The sequence below is a fragment of the Allobosea sp. BE125 genome (assembly GCF_031456075.1).
Classification (GTDB): domain Bacteria; phylum Pseudomonadota; class Alphaproteobacteria; order Rhizobiales; family Beijerinckiaceae; genus Allobosea.
In genome coordinates this window covers 104,383-124,422 of record NZ_JAVDTY010000005.1, presented here as the reverse complement: position 1 = coordinate 124,422, position 20,040 = coordinate 104,383, and the positions used below count along the sequence as shown (strand labels likewise).

At 65.3% G+C, this 20,040-nt stretch carries 19 protein-coding genes; 12 read left to right on the top strand and 7 right to left on the bottom strand.

Annotated elements, in window-relative coordinates:
• Positions 1 to 170: 170 nt before the first annotated feature.
• Positions 171 to 1,517 (bottom strand): peptidoglycan DD-metalloendopeptidase family protein, encoded by a 1,347-nt coding sequence (locus tag J2Y55_RS13495; RefSeq protein ID WP_310153699.1) that lies wholly within the window; start codon positions 1,515 to 1,517, stop codon positions 171 to 173.
• A gap of 103 nt (positions 1,518 to 1,620) precedes the next feature.
• Positions 1,621 to 2,085 carry a peroxiredoxin gene (locus tag J2Y55_RS13490; protein WP_310153696.1) on the bottom strand — a complete coding sequence of 155 codons (465 nt, stop codon included), beginning with the start codon at positions 2,083 to 2,085 and terminating at the stop codon, positions 1,621 to 1,623.
• Between the two features lie 220 nt (positions 2,086 to 2,305).
• On the opposite strand from J2Y55_RS13490, the gene J2Y55_RS13485 reads away from it, so the two are divergent.
• On the top strand, positions 2,306 to 5,776 hold the full coding sequence (locus tag J2Y55_RS13485) for a hypothetical protein (protein WP_310153693.1): 3,471 nt from the start codon (positions 2,306 to 2,308) through the stop codon (positions 5,774 to 5,776).
• 104 nt (positions 5,777 to 5,880) lie between these two features.
• Here J2Y55_RS13485 and tyrS read toward each other — a convergent pair whose 3' ends face one another.
• Positions 5,881 to 7,125 (bottom strand): tyrosine--tRNA ligase, encoded by a 1,245-nt coding sequence (gene tyrS / locus J2Y55_RS13480; RefSeq protein ID WP_310153690.1) that lies wholly within the window; start codon positions 7,123 to 7,125, stop codon positions 5,881 to 5,883.
• A 205-nt stretch (positions 7,126 to 7,330) separates the two neighbouring features.
• The gene (locus J2Y55_RS13475; protein ID WP_069691513.1) at positions 7,331 to 8,011 is read right to left on the bottom strand and encodes an alpha/beta hydrolase; all 681 of its coding nucleotides are present in this window, start codon (positions 8,009 to 8,011) and stop codon (positions 7,331 to 7,333) included.
• Between the two features lie 300 nt (positions 8,012 to 8,311).
• On the opposite strand from J2Y55_RS13475, the gene J2Y55_RS13470 reads away from it, so the two are divergent.
• The 9 genes from J2Y55_RS13470 to J2Y55_RS13430 all read left to right on the top strand — a co-directional run bounded on the left by J2Y55_RS13470 (position 8,312) and on the right by J2Y55_RS13430 (position 16,457).
• Positions 8,312 to 9,517, top strand: a complete 1,206-nt coding sequence (locus J2Y55_RS13470; protein WP_310153683.1) for a cysteine desulfurase family protein — start codon at positions 8,312 to 8,314, stop codon at positions 9,515 to 9,517.
• A 57-nt stretch (positions 9,518 to 9,574) separates the two neighbouring features.
• On the top strand, positions 9,575 to 11,047 hold the full coding sequence (gene sufB, locus J2Y55_RS13465; protein WP_310153680.1) for a Fe-S cluster assembly protein SufB: 1,473 nt from the start codon (positions 9,575 to 9,577) through the stop codon (positions 11,045 to 11,047).
• A 112-nt stretch (positions 11,048 to 11,159) separates the two neighbouring features.
• Complete coding sequence (sufC, locus tag J2Y55_RS13460; RefSeq protein ID WP_310153677.1) at positions 11,160 to 11,912, top strand: Fe-S cluster assembly ATPase SufC; 753 nt, start codon at positions 11,160 to 11,162, stop codon at positions 11,910 to 11,912.
• Entirely contained in the window at positions 11,912 to 13,261 is a 1,350-nt protein-coding gene (locus tag J2Y55_RS13455; protein WP_310153675.1) for a SufB/SufD family protein, read from the top strand. Before sufC ends, J2Y55_RS13455 begins: the two co-directional genes overlap by 1 nt.
• On the top strand, positions 13,261 to 13,464 hold the full coding sequence (locus J2Y55_RS13450; protein ID WP_310153673.1) for a tautomerase family protein: 204 nt from the start codon (positions 13,261 to 13,263) through the stop codon (positions 13,462 to 13,464). The genes J2Y55_RS13455 and J2Y55_RS13450 overlap by 1 nt, the downstream gene beginning before the upstream one ends.
• Before the next feature lies 1 nt (position 13,465).
• Positions 13,466 to 14,704 (top strand): cysteine desulfurase, encoded by a 1,239-nt coding sequence (locus tag J2Y55_RS13445; RefSeq protein WP_310153671.1) that lies wholly within the window; start codon positions 13,466 to 13,468, stop codon positions 14,702 to 14,704.
• 70 nt (positions 14,705 to 14,774) lie between these two features.
• Positions 14,775 to 15,113, top strand: a complete 339-nt coding sequence (locus tag J2Y55_RS13440; RefSeq protein WP_244548537.1) for an SUF system Fe-S cluster assembly protein — start codon at positions 14,775 to 14,777, stop codon at positions 15,111 to 15,113.
• Between the two features lie 37 nt (positions 15,114 to 15,150).
• Positions 15,151 to 15,480, top strand: coding sequence for a hypothetical protein (locus J2Y55_RS13435; RefSeq protein WP_310153669.1), 330 nt, complete (start codon positions 15,151 to 15,153; stop codon positions 15,478 to 15,480).
• Positions 15,481 to 15,569: 89 nt separating this feature from the next.
• On the top strand, positions 15,570 to 16,457 hold the full coding sequence (locus J2Y55_RS13430) for a PhzF family phenazine biosynthesis protein (RefSeq protein ID WP_310153667.1): 888 nt from the start codon (positions 15,570 to 15,572) through the stop codon (positions 16,455 to 16,457).
• Between the two features lie 17 nt (positions 16,458 to 16,474).
• Here J2Y55_RS13430 and J2Y55_RS13425 read toward each other — a convergent pair whose 3' ends face one another.
• Together J2Y55_RS13425 and J2Y55_RS13420 are read right to left on the bottom strand one after the other, a co-directional pair.
• The gene (locus J2Y55_RS13425) at positions 16,475 to 16,849 is read right to left on the bottom strand and encodes an MmcQ/YjbR family DNA-binding protein (RefSeq protein WP_310153666.1); all 375 of its coding nucleotides are present in this window, start codon (positions 16,847 to 16,849) and stop codon (positions 16,475 to 16,477) included.
• Between the two features lie 19 nt (positions 16,850 to 16,868).
• Positions 16,869 to 17,942: a malate/lactate/ureidoglycolate dehydrogenase gene (locus tag J2Y55_RS13420; RefSeq protein WP_310153663.1), complete on the bottom strand. Its 1,074-nt coding sequence runs from the start codon at positions 17,940 to 17,942 to the stop codon at positions 16,869 to 16,871.
• A gap of 183 nt (positions 17,943 to 18,125) precedes the next feature.
• On the opposite strand from J2Y55_RS13420, the gene J2Y55_RS13415 reads away from it, so the two are divergent.
• Together J2Y55_RS13415 and J2Y55_RS13410 are read left to right on the top strand one after the other, a co-directional pair.
• Positions 18,126 to 18,521 (top strand): HesB/IscA family protein, encoded by a 396-nt coding sequence (locus tag J2Y55_RS13415; RefSeq protein ID WP_310153657.1) that lies wholly within the window; start codon positions 18,126 to 18,128, stop codon positions 18,519 to 18,521.
• Between the two features lie 9 nt (positions 18,522 to 18,530).
• Positions 18,531 to 18,890 carry a TfoX/Sxy family protein gene (locus tag J2Y55_RS13410; RefSeq protein WP_310153654.1) on the top strand — a complete coding sequence of 120 codons (360 nt, stop codon included), beginning with the start codon at positions 18,531 to 18,533 and terminating at the stop codon, positions 18,888 to 18,890.
• Here J2Y55_RS13410 and J2Y55_RS13405 read toward each other — a convergent pair.
• Complete coding sequence (locus J2Y55_RS13405; protein WP_310153651.1) at positions 18,850 to 19,926, bottom strand: GGDEF domain-containing protein; 1,077 nt, start codon at positions 19,924 to 19,926, stop codon at positions 18,850 to 18,852. The genes J2Y55_RS13410 and J2Y55_RS13405 overlap by 41 nt on opposite strands.
• Positions 19,927 to 20,040 lie beyond the last annotated feature (114 nt).

Genomic DNA, 20,040 nt, shown 5'->3' with positions numbered 1-20,040 from the left:
GAAACTACTCTAACCCTTTGTTCTAATGCGTTTTCGAATGGGCGGATGCGAGCCAGGATGGCTCCACTCAGCAAAATGGCCGACCCTGCCGGGTCGGCCATTTTGTTTTCGTCTGGCCTCAGCGTGGCGCCGTCAAGCGGGCAGCGCTCCGCTCTTGGCTTCGTGACATCCTAGAGCGTCGCCCGCCCGGCGAGCTTGGCGCCGGCGCGCAGGAAGCGGGTCGGGTCCATCGGCTCTTCGTTGATCCTGGTCTCGTAATGCAGATGCGGGCCCGTCGAGCGGCCGGTGGTGCCGACACGGCCGATCACCGTGCCCGTCGTCACGACCTGACCGACCGAGGCCAGGATCGCCGACATATGGGCATAGCGCGTGCTGACCCCATTGCTGTGCTCGATCTCGACCATATTGCCGTAGCCGCCGTTATATTCGGCAACGATGACCTTGCCCGGTGCGGTGGCGCGGATCGGAGAACCAGCTTCGGCGCGGAAATCGACGCCGGTATGCATCGCCGGGCCGCGCGTGAAGGGGTCGACGCGATAGCCGTAATTCGAGGTGAAATCGGCATCGCCGGCCATGGGGCGAGCGAGCGGCAATTGTTCGGTGAGGCCGCGCAGGCGGAAAACCGCGGCGATACGTGGCTGCAGCGCATCCAGCGTCGCCTCGAACGGCCCCTTCGACGGGTCGACCTTGAAGGGCACGAAGGGGCCGCCGGTGCCGCCCGCCACGGGAACGACCGGGTTCATCCTGTCAGTGTCGATACCGATTTCAGCGAGCGCGCCGCGCATGCGCTTCTGCGAATCGGCCAGGCTCTCATCCATGTCCTTCAGCGCGGCCAGCTGCGCGCCTGCCGTTGTCGTTATGGCGTGGTCCAGCCGTGTCAGGGCCGCAGCGACCCGCTGAGCAGGGGGCTGGGGCTCGGGTTCACCGGCTCCCGACAACCAGGGAGCGGCCTTGCCGGCATCGCTCTTGTTGATGTCCGCTTTGCCGGTCTCGGCGCCGCGCAGGCTCGGGGTGTCCGGCGCCGGCATCGGCTTGGCGGGCATGATCGGCGCAAAGCTGGTGATGCCGGAAGCGCGAATCGGCTCCTCCGGCTTGAGTATCCGGGGCCGCAGCGGGGCCTTGATGCTTGAGGTGATGCCGCCGGTCTGGAGCGTGTCGGCGAGCGCGGTGACGAGCGCCTGGCGCGATTCGACTTCGGCCTGCCGGGTCGCGAGCTCGTCGACGCGGGCCTCGACACCGTCTTGGTCGAGAAGTGCGCGGCTGGCCAAGCGGTCGATATCGGCCCGCAAGGCGGTGATTCGATCCTCATAGGCGTATTGGCGGGTGGTTTCGCGCGTGATCAATCGCGCTGCCAGGTCGTCCTTGCTGAGGATGTACCAGCCGGCGGCGCCGCTGCAGGCCGTGGTGACAGTCAGCCAGGCAAGGCCGGCAAACACCGTCGCGCGGCGCATCGTGTAGGTCTTGTGGGTGAAGAGCCCGGCGACGGGAAGGGCGGGGGCAGAGGAGGACTGTGTCATACGCGGGACCGGATGTTACGCTGCCGATCCCGCTATTAGGGTTGGTTAAGGTTAATCTTTCGCAAATTGCCTTGCTTTTTGAGGGCAGCCCGTCGGTTCCGCGTCACAGCGCCTGGGCGGCGGCGAGGACTTCGTCGGCATGGCCGGCGACCTTCACCTTGGGCCAGATGCGGGCGATCTTGCCATCCTGGTCGATCAGGAAGGTGGTGCGCTCGACGCCCATATAGGTGCGGCCATACATGCTCTTCTCGACCCAGATGCCATAGGCCTGCAGCGCGGTCAGCGTTTCGTCGGCGGCGAGCGCGAAGTCGAGTCCGTGCTTCTTCTTGAACTTGTCGTGGCTCTTCACCGGATCGGGCGAAATGCCGACGATCTCCGTGCCGGCGTCAGTGAAGGCCTTGCGCAGGCCGTTGAAGGCGATCGCCTCCTGGGTGCAGCCCGGTGTATCGTCCTTGGGGTAGGCGTAGAGGACAACCTTTCGTCCCTTGAGGCCTGCGAGCGAAAGCGTGCCGCCGCCGTCCCGCGCGAGCGTGAAATCGGGGGCCTTGTCGCCTTGCTTCAATGCCATGTTTCGCCTTCCTTTCGTCGCCTTCGGTCTGCAAGAGCAGCGCTCCGCCAGCTGGCTTCAATATGGCGCGCGCAGGCGCAGCCGCTAGTATGTTTTTATTCGTATCGATGCCGATTCGAGCGCGACGCCGAAACATCCTCCGGATTCGGGCGTTGACGTCCGAGCGCTGACGGCCGACCCCCGTGAAAACGCCTTTTCCGAACACAGGACGACGCAGGCATTGCAAGAGCAGCACGCGAACGGGAGCGCCCCGCCGGCGGAGGCAACCGCCGCCGCGCAGGAGGCCTGCGACATCGCGGCTGTGAAGAAGCGGGCGAAGGCCGGGTTGGTCACGATCGCGGTCGCAGTCACCGTCGCCGTTCTGACCCTGGCCGGCGCTGCCGTGACCCTTCTGGTCACGGGGTTGATCCCGCTATCGGGCCTCGAGGGGCGCATCGCGGGCGCGATCGAGGAGAGGCTCGGCGCAGGCTGGACGGTCGAGGCGGCGGCCGCGGAACTTGGCCGCATCGATGGCCACTCGCAGTTGCGCGTCAGGCAGGTCTCGTTTCGTCATACCAGCGGCGCGGTCATCCGCGCGCCGGAGGCCGTGCTCGGCTACGAGCCGCTTCCGCTGTTGCTCGGAGAGATCAAGCTGGTCTCGGTCGATCTGCGCGGCGTGAATGTCCGCCTCGGCGTCGACAAGAACGGGGCGCTGATCGTCAATGCCGATTCGGCTCCCGCGGAGGCGCAGCCCGCCTCGACGCTGCCCGATGCCGGCCAGTGGAACGCCTTCACCGGCATCATGGGAGCGGTCGCGACGCTGGCGCAGGGCGAGGGCCTGCTCGGCGCGCTGCAAACGGCGGGCATGCATGGCGCCCGCCTGTCGCTGATCGACCCTGATGGGCGCCAACGCGCCGGTTTCGAGGATGTCGAGATCAGCCTGTCACGCACGGGCGAACGGACGACGCGCCTGAGCGCGAAGGGCCGCACCGGACAGCGCTGGAAGGAGCTTGCGATCGATCTGTCGAGCGAGGCCGACGGTACGCAGCGCGCTGATATCAACATCGTCCGTTTCGAGCCCGCCGAGGTCGTGGCGCTCGCCTTCGGTAGCGGCGGGATCACCATCGAGGGCCTGCCACTGAAAGGCCGCGCGACGCTGACCCAGAAGCCGGGCGGCCAGAAGGCGATCACGGCCCGACTCGACGTGCTGCCGGGCACCATTCAGTTTCCGGGCGGGCCGTTGGCACCGATCGCCGTCGAATCGGGGCATGTCGAGGTCGCGAGCGAGAATGATTTCTCCGTGCTCCAGGTGTCGATGGCCGAGTTGAACGCCGGTGCGACCCGGCTCAAGGGCGCCGGCACGCTGCGCGAAGAGAATGGCGCCTGGAGGTTGGATCTCGACGCTTCCGGCCAAATCCCCGGGGTCGATCAGGATCCGCCTGTCGCCGTCGACAGCCTGAAGGCCAATCTGCTGCTCGACCCGCGCTCGAACGAGGTGCGGATCGACGCCTTGGCGGTGAGAGGCCCCGCGATCACGGCCGACATGACGGGGCTGGTGCAGAAGACCGGCGAATCGCCGACACAGCGTTTCTCGATCAAAGCGACCGATTCCGATGTCCGGGCCGTGCTGGCGCTGTGGCCGCGCTGGACCTCGCCCGATGTCCATACCGCTTTGTCGCGTCAATTCGTGGCTGGCCGGGTCGGCAGTCTCGCGGTCGAACTCGATTTGCCGGCCGAGGATCACGCCCGCTTGCTGCGCGGCGCCGGCTTGCCCGATGGCGCGCTCAGCGTTGTCGTCGAGGCCAGTCAGGTGCGTTATCTGCCCGGGCCGGGGCTACCGCCGCTGGTCGACGGCGTCGTCTCAGGCAAGACGACAGGGCGAACGGTGCAGCTCCAGATCGCCAAAGCTGCGGCTGATCTGGGCAATGGCAGGCAACTCATGCTGAGTGAGGGCAGCTTCAGCATGGCCGAAACCTGGATCCAGCGAGCGCCGGCGCGCGTGGCGTTCCGCTCGACGGGACCGATGGAGGCGCTGATGGCGCTGTTCTCCTTCCCCGCTCTGAAGGATTTCTCATCAGGACCGGTCGACCCCGCCGCGATCAAGGGCATGACCGACCTCAAGACCGTCATCAACTTGCCATTGGCCGACGACCCCAAGCCCAGCGAGGTCGTGGTGCAGAGCGTCGGCACGCTGTCCAATATTTCGTCCGATGTGATGCTCGGCAGCGAAAAGCTCGAAGGCGGCAATCTAAGCTGGAACTTCGACAAGGCCGGCTTGCTGATAAAGGGGGAGGCTCGCATCAGTGGCGATCGTGGGCAGATCGAGGTCCGACAGGACAACCACGGCAAGGGCGAGGCGAGCTTGTCCCTGCTGCTCGACAGCGCGGCGCGACAGAGGCGCGGGCTAGGGCCTGAGAGCGGCATCGGCGGCCCCATTCAGGTCAAGGTGGCGAAGGCGCTGGGCAAGGGCGTCGATACGCTGCCGCGCGTCGAGATCGACCTGACCAAGGCGACGCTCGATGGTGTCATTCCCGGCCTCAACAAGGCTGCAGGCCGGGCGGGGCGTGTGAGCTTCAGCTATGCCGCCGATGCCAATGGCCCCGACCTCGAGGATTTCGTGCTGGACGCGGCGCCGGCCCTGATCAAGGGCCGGATCGAACTGAACAAGCAGAACGGTTTCGAGAGCGCGACGCTGTCCCAGCTCAAGATCTCGCCGGGCGATAATCTCAAGGTCGATGCCAAGCGCGACGGCAATGTGACCAAGCTCGTCATTCGCGGCGCGGTGGCGGATGTGCGCCCCTTCATCCGCGACCTGCAGAGCGCGTCGGGTCCAGCTGCGCGCGGCGACAAGAATGCAGCCAAGGGCGGCGATCTCGATATCGACCTCGACGTCCCGATCCTGACCGGCTTCAACAATGAAGCGATCAGCAATGCCTCGCTCAAACTGTCGAAGCGCGGCGGCGAGATGCGCTCGCTTGCCTTCCAGGGCCGGATCGGCCGGGCCGAGGTCACGGCCAAGCAGGGGCGACAAGGCGATACGCCGGGCGCGATCGTCATCCAGTCCGAGAATGGTGGCGCGCTGCTGCGTTTCGCTGATCTCTACCGGCGCGCCTATGGCGGCGACTTAATCTTGAGCCTGGGGCCGGGCGATACGCGCCAGAACGGCGAATTGCTGTTCCGCGACTTCATCGTGCGTGACGAGCCGGCTCTGCGCCGGGTCGTCGGCGAGCAGTCCGGCGCGGCACCGGCCGGAGATCGAACCGGCGGCGCGGGGCCGGCGCCGGCTCCGCTGCGGATCGACGTCAGCGAGGTCGCCTTCACCAAGCTCAGGGCCGTCTTCAGCCGCTCGGCCAGCCGGTTCGATGTGTCCGACATGGTGATCTGGGGACAGCAGCTCGGCTTCACCCTGCAGGGCAATGTCGATTATGGCCGGGACCGGGTCGATATCGCTGGCACTTTCGTGCCGGGCTACGCCCTCAACAACGCCTTCGCCCAGGTTCCTGTCGTCGGCGCATTGCTTGGCGGCGGCAGCCAGTATGGCGGGCTTTTTGCGGTGAACTTCCGGATATCGGGCGCCGCAAGTGCTCCGACCATGACGATCAACCCGCTCTCGGCGCTCGCACCCGGCATCCTGCGCCGCTTCGTCGATCCGCTCGGCGGTTCGCCGATTCAGCAGCCGCAGGCAGCCCCGGCGCCGGCGCCGACGCGCTGAGGCCACGACGTCGGAGCGGGCATAGACCGGCGCCGACATTGTCGTTTCTGGTGTTGCGGCGGCTTCTTCGAAAACTGGCGACCGCTTTTCTGGCCGATGCGTCGTTACTGCGCCCGCAGCAGGACGTGCTTCTTCCTGCCGAAGGAGAGCTTGATCACCCCTTCGCCCGAGAGCTCCGAGAGCGTCAGCGTCGCACGTTCGTCCGTGACGGCGGCGTCGTTGACCCGAAGGCCGCCCGCCTTGACCTGCCGTCGCGCCTCGCCGGTCGAGGGCACGAGGCCGGCTTTGACGAAGGCGGTCAGCACGCCGAGACCGGTCTCAAGCTCGGACCTTGCCACGGCGACGCTGGGAAGATCGTCTGCAAGCGCCCCATCCTCGAAGGTCTTGCGCGCAGTCTCGGAGGCCGCATCGGCAGCCTCCCGGCCATGCAGCATGGCTGTAACCTCGGTCGCGAGGACCTTCTTGGCCTCGTTGATCTCGGCACCGCCCAGCGCCGCAAGCCGGGCGATCTCGGCCATCGGCATCGTGGTGTAGAGCTTCAGGAAACGCTCGACATCGGCGTCCTCGGTGTTGCGCCAGAATTGCCAGAAATCGTAGGCGCCCATCAGTTCGGCGTTGAGCCAGACGGCTCCCGAGGCCGTCTTGCCCATCTTGCCGCCGGACGATGTCGTCAGCAGCGGCGAGGTCAGGGCATAGAGCTGGACATTGCTCATGCGGTGCCCGAGATCGATGCCGTTGACGATATTACCCCACTGGTCGGAGCCGCCCATCTGCAGGATGCAGCCCGTGCGCTTGTTCAGCTCGACGAAGTCGTAGGCCTGCAGGATCATGTAGTTGAATTCGAGGAAGGACAGCGATTGCTCGCGCTCCAGCCGTGTCTTGACGCTGTCGAAGGACAGCATGCGGTTGACCGAGAAGTGTCGGCCGACATCGCGCAGGAATTCGAGATAGTTCAGCCCGAGCAGCCAGTCGGCGTTGTTCATCATGGTCGCCGAGCCACCGAAATCGAGGTAGTTGGCGAAGACGCGCTTGATGCCGGTGAGGTTGCGCTCGATGTCCTCGACCGTCAGCAGCTTGCGTGACTCCTCCTTGAAGGAGGGGTCTCCGACCATCGACGTGCCGCCGCCCATCAGCGCGATCGGCTTATGGCCGGTCGCCTGCATCCAGTGCAGCATCATGATCTGGATCAGCGAACCGGCATGCAGCGAGGTCGCGGTGGCGTCGAAGCCGATATAGGCGCTGATCGGCCCTTTGAGCGCGGCAGCGTCCAGGCCCTCGGGATCCGAGATCTGGTGGACATAGCCGCGCTCGGAGAGAACACGGAGAAGGTCTGATTTGAAGCTGGTCATCGCATGATCAATCGGCTGGCTGGTTCGTTTGGCATGGCTCGCGACCATCTCGTGGCACGCGAGCCATCATGGCCCGATCGGGGCCGCCCGTCATGGTCGGGCTTGTCCTGACCATCCACGTCTTCACGCGTCGAGAGCGGTGTTCAAGACGTTGATGCTCGCCACAAGGGCGAGCACGACGATAGGGGCGGTCGGAGCCCGCGGACTACTCCTGCTCCTGCGCCTCGCGCTCTTCCTTCGGAATTTCGGGGCCGACATTGCGGTCGAGATAGGCGCTGACCTGCTCCATCAGCTGGTCGACACGGCCGTCGAAGAAATGGTTGGCGCCCTCGACCACCGCATGTTCGATCAGGATACCCTTCTGGGTCTTCACCTTCTCGATCACCGCCATGACCTCCTTGACCGGCGCGACGCGGTCTTCCGAGCCATGCACGAACAGGCCGGAGGAGGGGCAGGGCGCCAGGAAGGAGAAGTCATAGCGGTTGGCCATCGCCGCGATCGACATGAAGCCCTCGATCTCCGGGCGGCGCATCAGGAGCTGCATGCCGATCCAGGCGCCGAAGGAGACGCCGGTGATCCAGCAGCTCTTGGCCTCGGGATTCAGCGCCTGCATCCAGTCGAGCGCGGCGGCGGCATCAGACAATTCGCCCGCGCCATGGTCGAAATGGCCCTGGCTGCGGCCGACGCCGCGGAAATTGAAGCGCAGCGCCGAAAAGCCCCGGTTCACGAAAGTGTAGAACAGGTTGTAGACGATCTGGTTGTTCATCGTCCCGCCGAATTGCGGGTGCGGATGCAGGATGATCGCGAGCGGCGCGCCGCGCTTCTTGGCGGGCTGGTAACGACCCTCGATCCGGCCGGCCGGTCCGTTGAAAATCACCTCTGGCATTGTCGTCTCGCCTTTTGTTGGGCCAAGGCCGCGCGCGCCGGGCAAAACAGCGCGCAAATGCCGCCGAAAATGCCCGGTCGCCCTTGACGACCCCGCCGCTCGCGCCCTACATCAAGCGCTTAGAATAGTTCTAACAGCCGTGAACAATACGGGAACCGACGGGTAGCGCATCATTTCGGCGCAGCCGTCGTCCCAGCCACGGCCGGTTCGGACGGGCGGCTATAGCACGGCGCATGGGTGCAATTTCAAGCATTTCGTGCCGACCGTCTTCCGCGAGGCAGGATCGGAGCCAGTGAGATCGTGACAGGAGCGACCCGCGCCTATCTCGACCACAATGCGACCACCCCGGTGCGGCCGGACGTGGCGCAGGCGATGGCGCGCGCGCTGATGCTGCCCGGAAACCCGTCATCGGTCCATCATGAGGGCAGGGCGGCCCGCGCCGCGATCGAACAGGCGCGGGCGCAGGTCGCCGCGCTCGTCGGGGCGAAGACCGCCAATGTTGTCTTCACCAGCGGTGGCACCGAGGCCAATGCGACCGTGCTGTCGCCTGGATTGATGGACTGCAGCGGTGGGCGCGACTGCGTCAGGACGCCGGCTTCGCTGCTGCTCCATGGCGCAACCGAGCATGCCTGCATTCGCGACGGGCATCGGTTCCCGGCCAGCGCGGCCGAGGCGATCCCTGTCGATGCGGACGGGTTGGCCGACACGGATTGGCTCACAGGGCGGCTCGAGCGCCTCGCGGCGGAGCAGCCAGGGGCGCGCGCACTGGTCTCGCTGCACCTCGCCAATAACGAGACCGGCGTGCTTCAGCCGATTGCCGGGATTGCTGCCATCGCCAGGCATTTTGGGGCGCTGATGCATTGCGACGCGGTCCAGGCCGCCGGCAAGATCGCCATCGATATCGATATGTTGGGCGTCGATGTTCTGACGCTCTCCGCCCATAAGCTCGGCGGACCCAAGGGCGTCGGCGCGATCGTCTTCCGCACCGGGGCGCTCGAGCTTGCCGACAAACCCATACGCGGTGGCGGGCAGGAGCGCGGCTGGCGCGCCGGCACCGAGAATGTGGCCGGTATCGTCGGCTTCGGAATGGCGGCAGAGATCGCAGCTAAGGCCATCGCGGCGGAAGCCGATCGGCTTTCCGCCTTGCGCGACAAGCTGGAGGCCGGGCTGCTGGTTCTCGCGCCCGATACCATGATTTTCGGCCGCTCTGCGCCGCGCCTGCCCAACACCAGCGCCTTCGCCACGCCCGGAATTCGGGCGGAGACGGCGCTGATCATGCTCGACCTGAATGGCGTCGCGCTGTCTTCCGGCTCGGCCTGCTCGTCGGGCAAGGTCAAGCGCTCGCATGTGCTGGACGCCATGGGCGTCGACCCTGCCATGAGCGCAGGGGCCTTGCGGGCGAGCCTCGGATGGACCACCTGCGAGGCACAGATCGATCAGTTTTTGGCGGCCTATGCGAAAGCATTGGTCGCGACCAAGGGCCGGGAGGTTCAGGCGGCCGCCTGAATGTCTCGATAGACGACCAAACCGGCGGGCCTTGAACCCGCGACTGGAGAGTAGGCAATGGCAGCGGTCCAAGAGACCATTGATCAGGTCAAGTCGATCGACGTGACCGAATACAAATACGGTTTCGTCACCGAGATCGAGATGGACAAGCCCGCCAAGGGCCTGACCGAAGACACGGTGCGCTACATCTCGGCGCGCAAGAACGAGCCGGAATGGATGCTGGAATGGCGACTCGACGCCTTCCGCCGCTGGAAGACGATGACCGAGCCGGCCTGGTCGCGCGTGCAGTACCCGCCGATCGACTATCAGGACATCTACTATTACGCCGCGCCGAAGAAGGGCGCCGATCCGAAATCGCTCGACGAGGTCGATCCGGCGATCCTGGAGACCTACAAGAAACTGGGTATCCCGCTGCGCGAGCAGGAGATCCTGGCCGGCGTCGCGCCGGAGAACCGGGTCGCGGTCGATGCCGTGTTCGACTCGGTCTCGGTCGTCACCACCTTCAAGAAGGAGCTGGCCGAGGCCGGCGTGATCTTCTGCTCGATCTCGGACGCGATCCAGGAGCATCCCGAGCTGGTGCGGAAATATCTTGCCACCGTCGTGCCGGTGACCGACAATTATTTCGCGACGCTGAACTGCGCCGTCTTCACCGACGGCTCCTTCGTCTACATCCCCAAGGGCGTGCGCTGCCCGATGGAATTGTCGACCTATTTCCGCATCAACGAGCAGAATACCGGCCAGTTCGAGCGCACGCTGATCATCGCCGATGAGGGCTCCTATGTGAGCTATCTCGAAGGCTGCACCGCGCCCAAGCGCGACGAGAACCAGCTCCACGCCGCCGTGGTCGAATTGATCGCGCTCGACGATGCCGAGATCAAATACTCGACCGTGCAGAACTGGTATCCGGGCGATGCCGAGGGCAAGGGCGGCATCTACAACTTCGTCACCAAGCGCGGCGACTGCCGGGGCAAGAACTCGAAGATCTCCTGGACGCAGGTCGAGACCGGTTCGGCGATCACCTGGAAATACCCATCCTGCATCCTGCGCGGCGACGGCTCGCGCGGCGAGTTCTACTCGATCGCGGTCTCGAACGGCGCCCAGCAGGTCGATTCCGGCACCAAGATGATCCATCTCGGCAAGAACACGACCTCGAAGATCATCGCCAAGGGCATCGCGGCGGGCAAGTCCGACTCGACCTATCGCGGCATGGTCTCGGCCCACCGCAAGGCGACGGGCGCGCGCAACTTCACCAATTGCGACTCGCTGCTGATCGGCGACCAGTGCGGCGCGCATACCATCCCCTATATCGAGGCCAAGACCGCGACCGCGATCTTCGAGCACGAGGCGACGACCTCCAAGATCGGCGAGGACCAGCTGTTCTATTGCCAGCAGCGCGGCCTCTCCGCCGAGGATGCGGTGGCGCTGATCGTCAACGGCTTCGTCAAGGAGGTGCTGCAGCAACTCCCGATGGAGTTCGCCGTCGAGGCGCAAAAGCTGATCACGATCTCGCTCGAAGGCTCCGTCGGCTGATGCCGTCATGGTCGGGCTCGTCCCGACCATCCCCGTCTTTCTTTTTCACGTTCAAGTCGTGGATGCTCGGCACAGGGCCGAGCATGACGCGGCGGAAATCCGGACCGAAACAATGCTCGAAATTCGCAATCTCGTCGTCAAGATCGCTGACGAAGACAAGCAGATCATCAATGGCCTCAACCTCACCGTCAATGACGGCGAGGTCGCCGCGATCATGGGGCCCAACGGCTCCGGCAAGTCGACGCTCTCCTATGTCATCGCCGGCAAGGAGGACTATGAGGTCCTCGACGGCGAGATCCTGCTGAACGGTGAGAACGTGCTGGAGATGGAGGCCGATGCGCGCGCCGCCGCCGGCATCTTCCTCGCCTTCCAGTATCCGCTGGAGATCCCCGGCGTCGCCACCATGACCTTCCTGAAGGCTGCGATGAACGCGCAGCGCAAGGCGCGCGGCGAGGCCGAATTGCTGACGCCCGACTTCATCAAGCGCGTCAACAGCGCAGCCGATGCGCTCAGCATCGACAAGGCCATGCTGCGCCGGCCGCTCAATGTCGGTTTCTCCGGCGGCGAGAAGAAGCGCATGGAAATCCTGCAGATGGCGCTGCTCTCGCCCTCGATGTGCATCCTCGACGAGACCGATTCCGGCCTCGACATCGACGCGCTGCGCATCGTCGCCGAGGGCGTCAACGCGCTCCGCGACAAGAGCCGCGGCTTCCTCGTCATCACCCATTATCAGCGCCTGCTCGAGCATATCGTGCCCGACACGGTGCATGTCATGTCGAAGGGCCGCATCGTGAAGACCGGCGGCAAGGAACTGGCGCTGGAGCTCGAGAAGAGCGGCTATGCGGCCTATGCGGAGGCGGCGTGATGGCCATTGTCACCCCGCTGAAGACGGCGGCCGAGCAGGCCCTTTCGCAGCAATTCGCCAATGTGAAAGCTGAATTGCCCGGCACGCTGCCCGTGCGCAAGCTGCGCGAGGATGCCTTCGCCGGCTTCGAGGCCAAGGGCCTGCCGCATCGCCGGCTCGAATCCTGGCGCTATACCGATCTGCGCGGCCTGCTGCGCGAGGCGAAGCCGCTGGCGACCGCGGCCAGCGTCACGCCGGCGATCACCGCCCGGCTCGCAGCGCTGCCATTCGATGGCGTCCGGCTCGTGCTGGTCGATGGCGCTTTCAGGCCCGAGCTTTCGACGCTTGAAGGCCTGCCCGACGGCGTGAGCGTTCAGCCATTGACCGAGGCGCTGGTTTCGACCCGCGAGGATCTGGCCCGCATCCTGTCGGGGCCGAGCATCGCCGATAGCGATACCGGCCTGATGCTCAATACCGCGCTGATGCGCGACGGCGTCTTCGTCGAGATCACCGAAGGCACGGAGCTCGCCGCGCCGATCGCGATCGTCTCGCTGGTTTCGGGCGAGGAAGAGACTGCGATCTTCCACCGCTCGGTCGTGCTCGCGGCCAAGGGTGTCAAGGCGACGATCGTCGAGGTCAGCGAAAGCGCTGGGCCCAAGGCCTCCCAGATCAACGGCGCGATCGTTTTCGAGACCGGCGACGAGAGCGATGTGCAGCATCTGCGCCTCGTCACGCGCCAGGTTCCGGAAACCGTGCAGGTGCAGAGCCTGCTTGCGACAGTCGGCGCTCACGCCAAGTTCGAGAGCTTTGCGCTGGTCTGCAAGGCGGCCACGCTGCGCCAGCAATATTTCGTGAAATATGCCGGCGAACACAGCGAGATCGGCCTGCGGGGCGTCAATCTGCTTGGCGGAGCCGAGCATTCCGACGTCACTCTGGTGATGGACCATGCGGTGCCTCACGGCGTCAGCCGCGAGCTGTTCAAGAACATCATCGGCGGCGAGGCCACCGGCGTCTTCCAGGGCAAGGTCATCGTGCGCCCCCATGCGCAGAAGACCGATGGCGGCATGAAGAGCAACACGCTGCTGCTGAACGACGGCGCCTCGATGTTCAACAAGCCGGAGCTCGAAATCTTCGCCGACGACGTGGTTTGCGGCCATGGCGCGACGGTCGCGCAGATGGATGGCGAGCAGCTCTTCTACCTGATGGCGCGCGGCTTGCCGCAGCCGCAGGCCGAGGCGCTGGTGCTGCAGGCCTTCGCCGGCGAGGCGGTCGAGTTCGTGGCCGATGAGGATCTGCGCGCCTTCGTCATGGCCGAGATCCGAGCCTGGCTTTCCCAGCGCGAGGCCTCCTCGGTCGTGAGTACGGTCTGATGCCCTACATCAATCTCCAGATCACCAAGGGCGCGACCCGCGAGCAGAAGGCGGAGATCGTCAAGGAGTTCACCGACACGCTGGTGCGCGTGCTCGGCAAGAATCCGGCGAACACGCATATCGTGATCCAGGAGATCGAGCGCGAGAACTGGGGCCATGCCGGCGCCCTCGTCGACAAGCCGCGCGAGCTGGGAAGGGCGTGACATGAACGCGATGGCGAAACCTTACGACGTCGAGGCGGTCCGCAAGGATTTCACCATCCTGTCGCGAGAAGTCTACGGCAAGCCATTGGTCTATCTCGACAATGCGGCCTCGGCGCAGAAGCCCGAGGCCGTGATCGAGGCGATGACGAAGTTGATGCGCGAGGACTACGCCAATGTCCATCGCGGCCTGCACTACCTCGCCAACGCTTCGACCGAAGCCTATGAGGCGGCTCGCGAGAGCGTCCGGCGCTTCCTCAATGCGGAGCATCTGGAGGAGATCGTCTTCACCCGCTCCTCGACGGGTTCGCTGAACACCATCGCTTCCTCGCTCGGGCGCTATCTGAAGATCCAGGAGGGTGACGAGATCATCCTCTCCATCCTGGAGCATCACTCCAATATCGTGCCCTGGCACTATTGGCGCGAGCAGCAGGGCGCGGTGATCAAATGGGCCCCGGTCGACGAGGACGGCAACTTCCTCATCGAGGAATTCGAGAAGCTGATCACGCCGCGCACCAAGGTGGTCTCGCTGACGCATATCTCGAACGCTATCGGCACGATCGTGCCGATCGCGGAGGTCGCGGCGATCTGCCGGGCCTACAAGATCCCGCTGGTCGTCGACGGCAGCCAGGGTGCGGTGCATCTGCCGGTCGACGTGCAGGCGCTGGGCTGCGATTTCTACTGCTTCACCGGGCACAAGACCTATGGGCCGACCGGCTCCGGCGTGCTCTGGGGCAAGCGTGAATGGCTGGAGAAGCTGCCGCCCTATGAAGGCGGCGGCGAGATGATCGTCACCGTCAGCGAGGACGCGATCACCTATAACGATCCGCCGCATCGCTTCGAATCCGGCACGCCGGCGATCATCGAGGCGGTCGGGCTGGGCGCGGCGCTTGACTACATGATGGCGCTTGGCCGGGAGAACATCGCGGCGCATGAGGCGAGCCTGAACGACTACGCCATGCAGCGGCTCGGCGAGATGAACTCGATCCGCATCTTCGGCAAGGCTCGGCAGAAGGGGGCGATCATCGCCTTCGAGATGAAGGGCGCCCATGCCCATGACGTCGCGACCGTGATCGACCGGGCCGGTGTCGCGGTTCGGGCCGGCACCCATTGCGCCATGCCGCTTCTGGCCCGATATGGAGTGACATCGACCTGCCGCGCTTCATTTGGGCTCTACAACACGCTCGAGGAAGTCGATAAACTGGTTGAAGCCCTGCGGAAGGCCGAAGCGCTGTTTGCGTGACGGCCGCTCGCCTGAACTGGAATGAGCGATGACCGATACCGCCGAGGAACTGAAGCCGAATGCGCCGACCATGGGCGCGAGCTCCGGCCTGCCGCCCGAGGAGATCGATCGGCTCACCGACGACATCGTCGCCGCGCTGAAGACGGTCTACGATCCCGAAATCCCGTCCGACATCTACGAGCTTGGCCTGATCTACCGCGTCGACATCGCCGATGATCGCCAGGTCGCGATCGACATGACGCTGACTGCGCCGGGCTGTCCTGTCGCCGGCGAGATGCCGGGTTGGGTCGAGAACGCCGTCAGCACCGTGCCGGGCGTCTCGGGCGTGACCGTCAACATGACCTTCGATCCGCCCTGGGACCAGTCGCGCATGTCCGACGAGGCGAGAGTAGCACTCGATATGTGGTGATCTGGACGCTCTCCCACAGCGCATGCATGATGGCAGCATGCGCATGACGAAGTGGGATTACGTCGCTTTTCCGATCCTGGCGGCGCTGCTGCTTGGCGTTACCTATGGCGCCTTGCGGCTCGTCGGTTTTTTCGGCCTCGGCGTTCTGGGTCTGGTCATCGGCTTCATTGCGGTGCGGATGGATCTGGAGCGCGATGGGGCAAGCAGCGTCCTTGCCGAGCAGTTCAAGGCACGCGAGCGTATGTCCCGCGCTGAGCGCGCCGGCTTGCAGGCGGAGCAAGCCTTCCGGTTGAAGCCGCTTTTCGTGGCGCAGATCGTCGCGACCGGCTTCATCATTCTCGGTTTTGGGCTCCATTTCCTGCTCTGATCGATCGCATTCGCTTTGTTCATTTCTGCAAGCCGCGAAACGGTGGCATCTGAAGCCGGGGCGTGATCCTGCCCCCGCCGGAGCCAGCCATGCGCAAATTCGCCTATGAGACCGTCGACGTCTTCACCGAGACCCGTTTCGGAGGGAACCAGCTCGCCGTCTTCACCGATGCGCGCGGCCTCTCGGACGCCGAGATGCAGTCGCTTGCGGCGGAGATGAACTATAGCGAGACGACCTTCGTCCTGCCGCCGAGTGACCCCGCCAACGATGCCCGCGTGCGCATCTTCACGCGCAAGCATGAGATGCCCTTCGCTGGGCATCCTAATGTCGGCACCGCCTTCGTCCTGGCCCGTCATGGGCGGGATCGCGACGGCGTGCTGCGCTTCGAAGAGCTGGCCGGGCTGGTCGAGGTCAGGATCGCCAGCAACGCGCAAGGCGAGGTTCAGGGCGCCACCATCGCCGCCCCCCAGGCTCTCTCCACGGGGATCGAGCTGCCGGTCGCGGGCATCGCGGCGTGTGCCGGGCTCCAGCCCTCCGATGTCGTGGTCGCCAACCATCGCCCGATCCGCGCTTCAGTCGGAGTGCACTTCGTCCTTGCCGAGGTAGCGGCGGACGCCTTGTCGAAGGCTCTGCCGGACATCGCGGCCTTCCGGGCCCTGCGTGACGCGACGCCCGCGCTGGAGGGCCGGCTCTCGCTGTTCATCTATGCCCGTGACGGCGCCACGATCCGGGCGCGGATGTTCGCGCCGCTCAGCGATACCTGGGAGGATCCCGCAACCGGCAGCGCCAGCGCCACCACGGCTGCGCTCCTGCTATCCCTTCAGGGCGGCGAGTTGGCGGAGTTCACGCTGACGCAGGGCGTCGAGATGGGGCGGCCGAGCCTGCTCAAGCTCAAGGCCTGGCGCGCGCCCGACGGCATCCGCGCCACGGTCGGCGGTTCCTGCGTGCCGGTGCTGCGCGGCGAGGCGCTGCTTTAGGGGCTGTCTGGCGCGGATCAAGCCTCGAGGCCCAGCTCCGCGCGGACGCGTTTGCTCAGCTTGCTGGCGATCAGCCGGTGGCTCTCGCGTAGATAATCCAGCAAGACCTCATCGGGCATGCCCTCATCGGTTTGACGCTGGATCCAGCTCATGCCGCGTGAGGCGAGGTAAGGGGCAGGCCGCAGGCCCGGCTGCTCCTTCAGGATATCATAGCTCGCCCAGGAGCATTTGAAGGTCACGGCGAAAGCCTCGTCCGCGCTCTCCCTGGCGATGGCGAAGACCTTGCCACCGACTTGGCCGCCGACCTTCCAGACATGGGCGTCGCCCCATTGCACGACATGGCTCGTGGCGGGGAGGGTGGCGCAGAAGGCGTCGTATTCGGCGAGCATCATCGTCGTTGCGCCGCTCTGTTCAGTAGCTCTCGGCGTCGATGCCGAAGCGCTTCGCCGCCGCGCCGATCTGCGACCAGGTCTCGTCATCGAGCGGAATACCGGCCTTGGCCCGTTCGATCCGCGTCGCGCGCTCCTTGTCGCCTGGCGCGAGGACGGGATTGGCCTCGTCCTGCGGTTTGGCGGCGCGCACGAAGGCGAGATAGCTCTCGATACGGCTCTTGCGGAGCGAGGCGTCCGGCTCCAGCCGGGCAGGGTCGATCAGCACGCCGAAAAGCGAATTGATGATCCAGCTCTTCTGCGGTTTCTCGTCGATGCGGGCGGCGCCCATCAAACCGGCCGAGAGCAGTTCCGCGATCAGGGAGAGGCCTGCGCCCTTATGGTCGCCGAAAGGCAGCAGCGCGCCCAGCGGCAGGTCCGGGATGGCGTGCTGGAAGACGTGCTTGGGGTCGGTGGTCGGCCGGCCCTCGCCGTCGATGATGTAGCCCGGCGGCACCGGCACGCCTTTGTTCAGCGCGACACGGGCCTTGCCATGGGCCATGCGGCTGGTGGCGAAATCCAGGATGATCGGATCGCTCTCCGGCACCGGAATGCCGATTGCGTGCGGGTTGGTGCCGAAGCGCGCCTCCTTGGCGGCGAAGGGGGCGACGATCGGTGCGCGCCCGGCGACATTGACCCAGAACAGCGAGATCAGCCCAGCCTCGGCGGCGATCTCGGCATAATGGCCGATGCGGCCGATATGGTGGGAATCGAGCAGGTTCAGGATCGCGACACCGCCGGCCTTCGCCATTGCGCCGGCCTGCTCGACTGCGTTGCGGGCGGCGGGCTGGCCGAGTGCGACCTGCGCATCGACGATCAGGAAGGGAGCGGCGTCGAGCCGAGCATGAGGCTTGGATTGCGGCTTCAGGTTGCCGTCGGCCAGTGACTGGAAATAGAGCGGAATCATGCCGACGCCATGGCTGTCATGGCCGCTCAGATTGGCGAGGACGAGATGGTCGGCGGTCTCGCGCGCCTCGGCTGCCGTCCAGCCGGCCTTGGTGACCATGTCACGGACGAGGGCGCGAAGCGCTTCGGGGCGGTGCGTGCGGTAGGTCATCGTCTGTCGTCTTCGTCCCTTTGTCGAGGCGGCCACAGTGCATGAGCGGGCGCTCCACGCAATGCGCGCAGTGAAAGGGCGGCCGTGCGCTCCGGCATCTCGACGTTGCGCTCACCAATCCTTATGTTGTGGACTGCAATCTTGCTTCATCGGGCCTTGAACCCGATCGAGGAGGGACGACGAATGTTTTCGATTCCAGGCCTGAAGGTGGTCTCCCTGACAGATGCCGCCGCCTCGCGCATCCGCGAGATCATGGCGCAGTCGGCGCTCGACAATCCCGACGCTCCGGCGCTCGGCCTGCGGGTCGGCGTCAAGAAGGGCGGCTGCGCCGGCATGGAATACACTTTTGAAGTTGCCAGCGTGCTCGACAAAGGCGACGAGGTCGTTTCCGAGAAGGACGCGACCGTGATCGTCGACGCCAAGGCGGTGCTGTTCCTGCTCGGCACCGAGCTCGACTTCAAGACCGACCGCTTCTCCTCGACCTTCGTATTCAACAACCCGAACCAGGTCTCGGCCTGCGGCTGCGGCGAATCGGTCGAGATCAAGCCGCGCGCTGAGAGCGCGCTCGCGGCCCACTGAGCCTGCGCGATGGATGCCGAAGGCATCCGCGAACTCTTCGCAGATATCCTGCCGGTGCGGGTGCGCAGACTGTTCGGCGGTCTCGGCATCTATGACGGTGAGATGATCTTCGCTCTGGTCTTCAAGGGCGACATCTATCTCAAGACCTCGCCCGCGACGCTGGAGCGCTTCATTGCCGCCGGCTGCCGGCCCTTTACCTATGAAGCGCGCAGCCGGGAGCGCGCGCTCGGCTATTGGAGCCTGCCAGATGCCGCGCTGGATGACTTGGATACGTTGAGAATCTGGACGGATCTGGCGCGCGAGGCGGCGCGGCAGAAGGCTTCCCGCCTCAAGCCACGCGGCTCAAGGCTTCGAGCGCCTCTTCCGTGACGGTGCGGTTGCGGCCGTCGCGCTTGGCCTGCATCAGAGCCTGGTCGGCGCGGTCGACCAACGAGCCGGCGGTGTCGCCGCGACGATAGCCTGCGACGCCGAGCGAGATGGTGATGCGGCCGAGATTCTCGTTGGTCGAACGCTTCACCAATTCACGCGTCAGCAGGGCCTGCCGTACGGTCTCGGCACCGAACTTGCCGGCTACGAGATCGGACTCCGGCAGGATGATCGCGAATTCCTCGCCGCCGAAGCGGGTGATCACCGCCTTTTCCTTGAACTTGTCCTTCATGGTGCGGGCGACGAGGCGCAGCACCTGGTCGCCGGTGAGATGGCCGTGGGCGTCGTTGAACTTCTTGAAATAGTCGATGTCGGCCATGACCAGCGCGAAGGGCTCGCGGCGCAAAGTCGCTTGATCGATCGATTTCTGCAGCATTTCCTCGAAATGGCGGCGGTTGGCGAGGCCGGTCAGCGGATCGGTCAGAGCCTCAGCGCGGGTCATCTCCAGCGCCTCGCGGAGATTGCGGATCTCGTTGGAGCTGTTGCGAAGCTGGGCTTCGAGCTGGGTCTTGCGAGTGACCTCCTCGCGTGTCGACAGCACGAGCGCCTCGACCCATTCGCGCAGCCTCTGCCGGTCCGCCGCCGGCGGTACGTCCTCGGACATCGCGGAGAGGCGGCCATGATAGCGCTCACTGGACACCAGCGTCTTGTCGACCAGCGACATCAGCCCGTCGATCTCGCCCAGGACCTGGAGGCTCGTGCGCTCCGCCTGTTTGGCGAGCCGGTCATTGCCGATGAAGCGATCATAGAGATTGTCGATATCGGCGACGCCGACCTTGCCCTCGCTGCTGGCGAGGATCGCGTTCATCGCCATGCTCACAGCCGGCATCTCTCCGCTGAGATGGGCGTACCAAACCTCGAAAGCGCGCGGATAACCCGGGGAACCATGTTCGCGCATCGCCGCGACGACCTGATCGGCCAGATCACAGGATTGAGCGGAAATCTGCGCGTGGTCGCTCATCGCCAATAGCCCGGACATGAAGCCGGTTCATGGTTTTCAACCATGACAGCTTCGATTGCACATCGAAGCGGGACATCCTGTCCGTCACAACGGCGGCATGCGCCCGTTCATGGCCGCTGCGCTAGCAGCAGC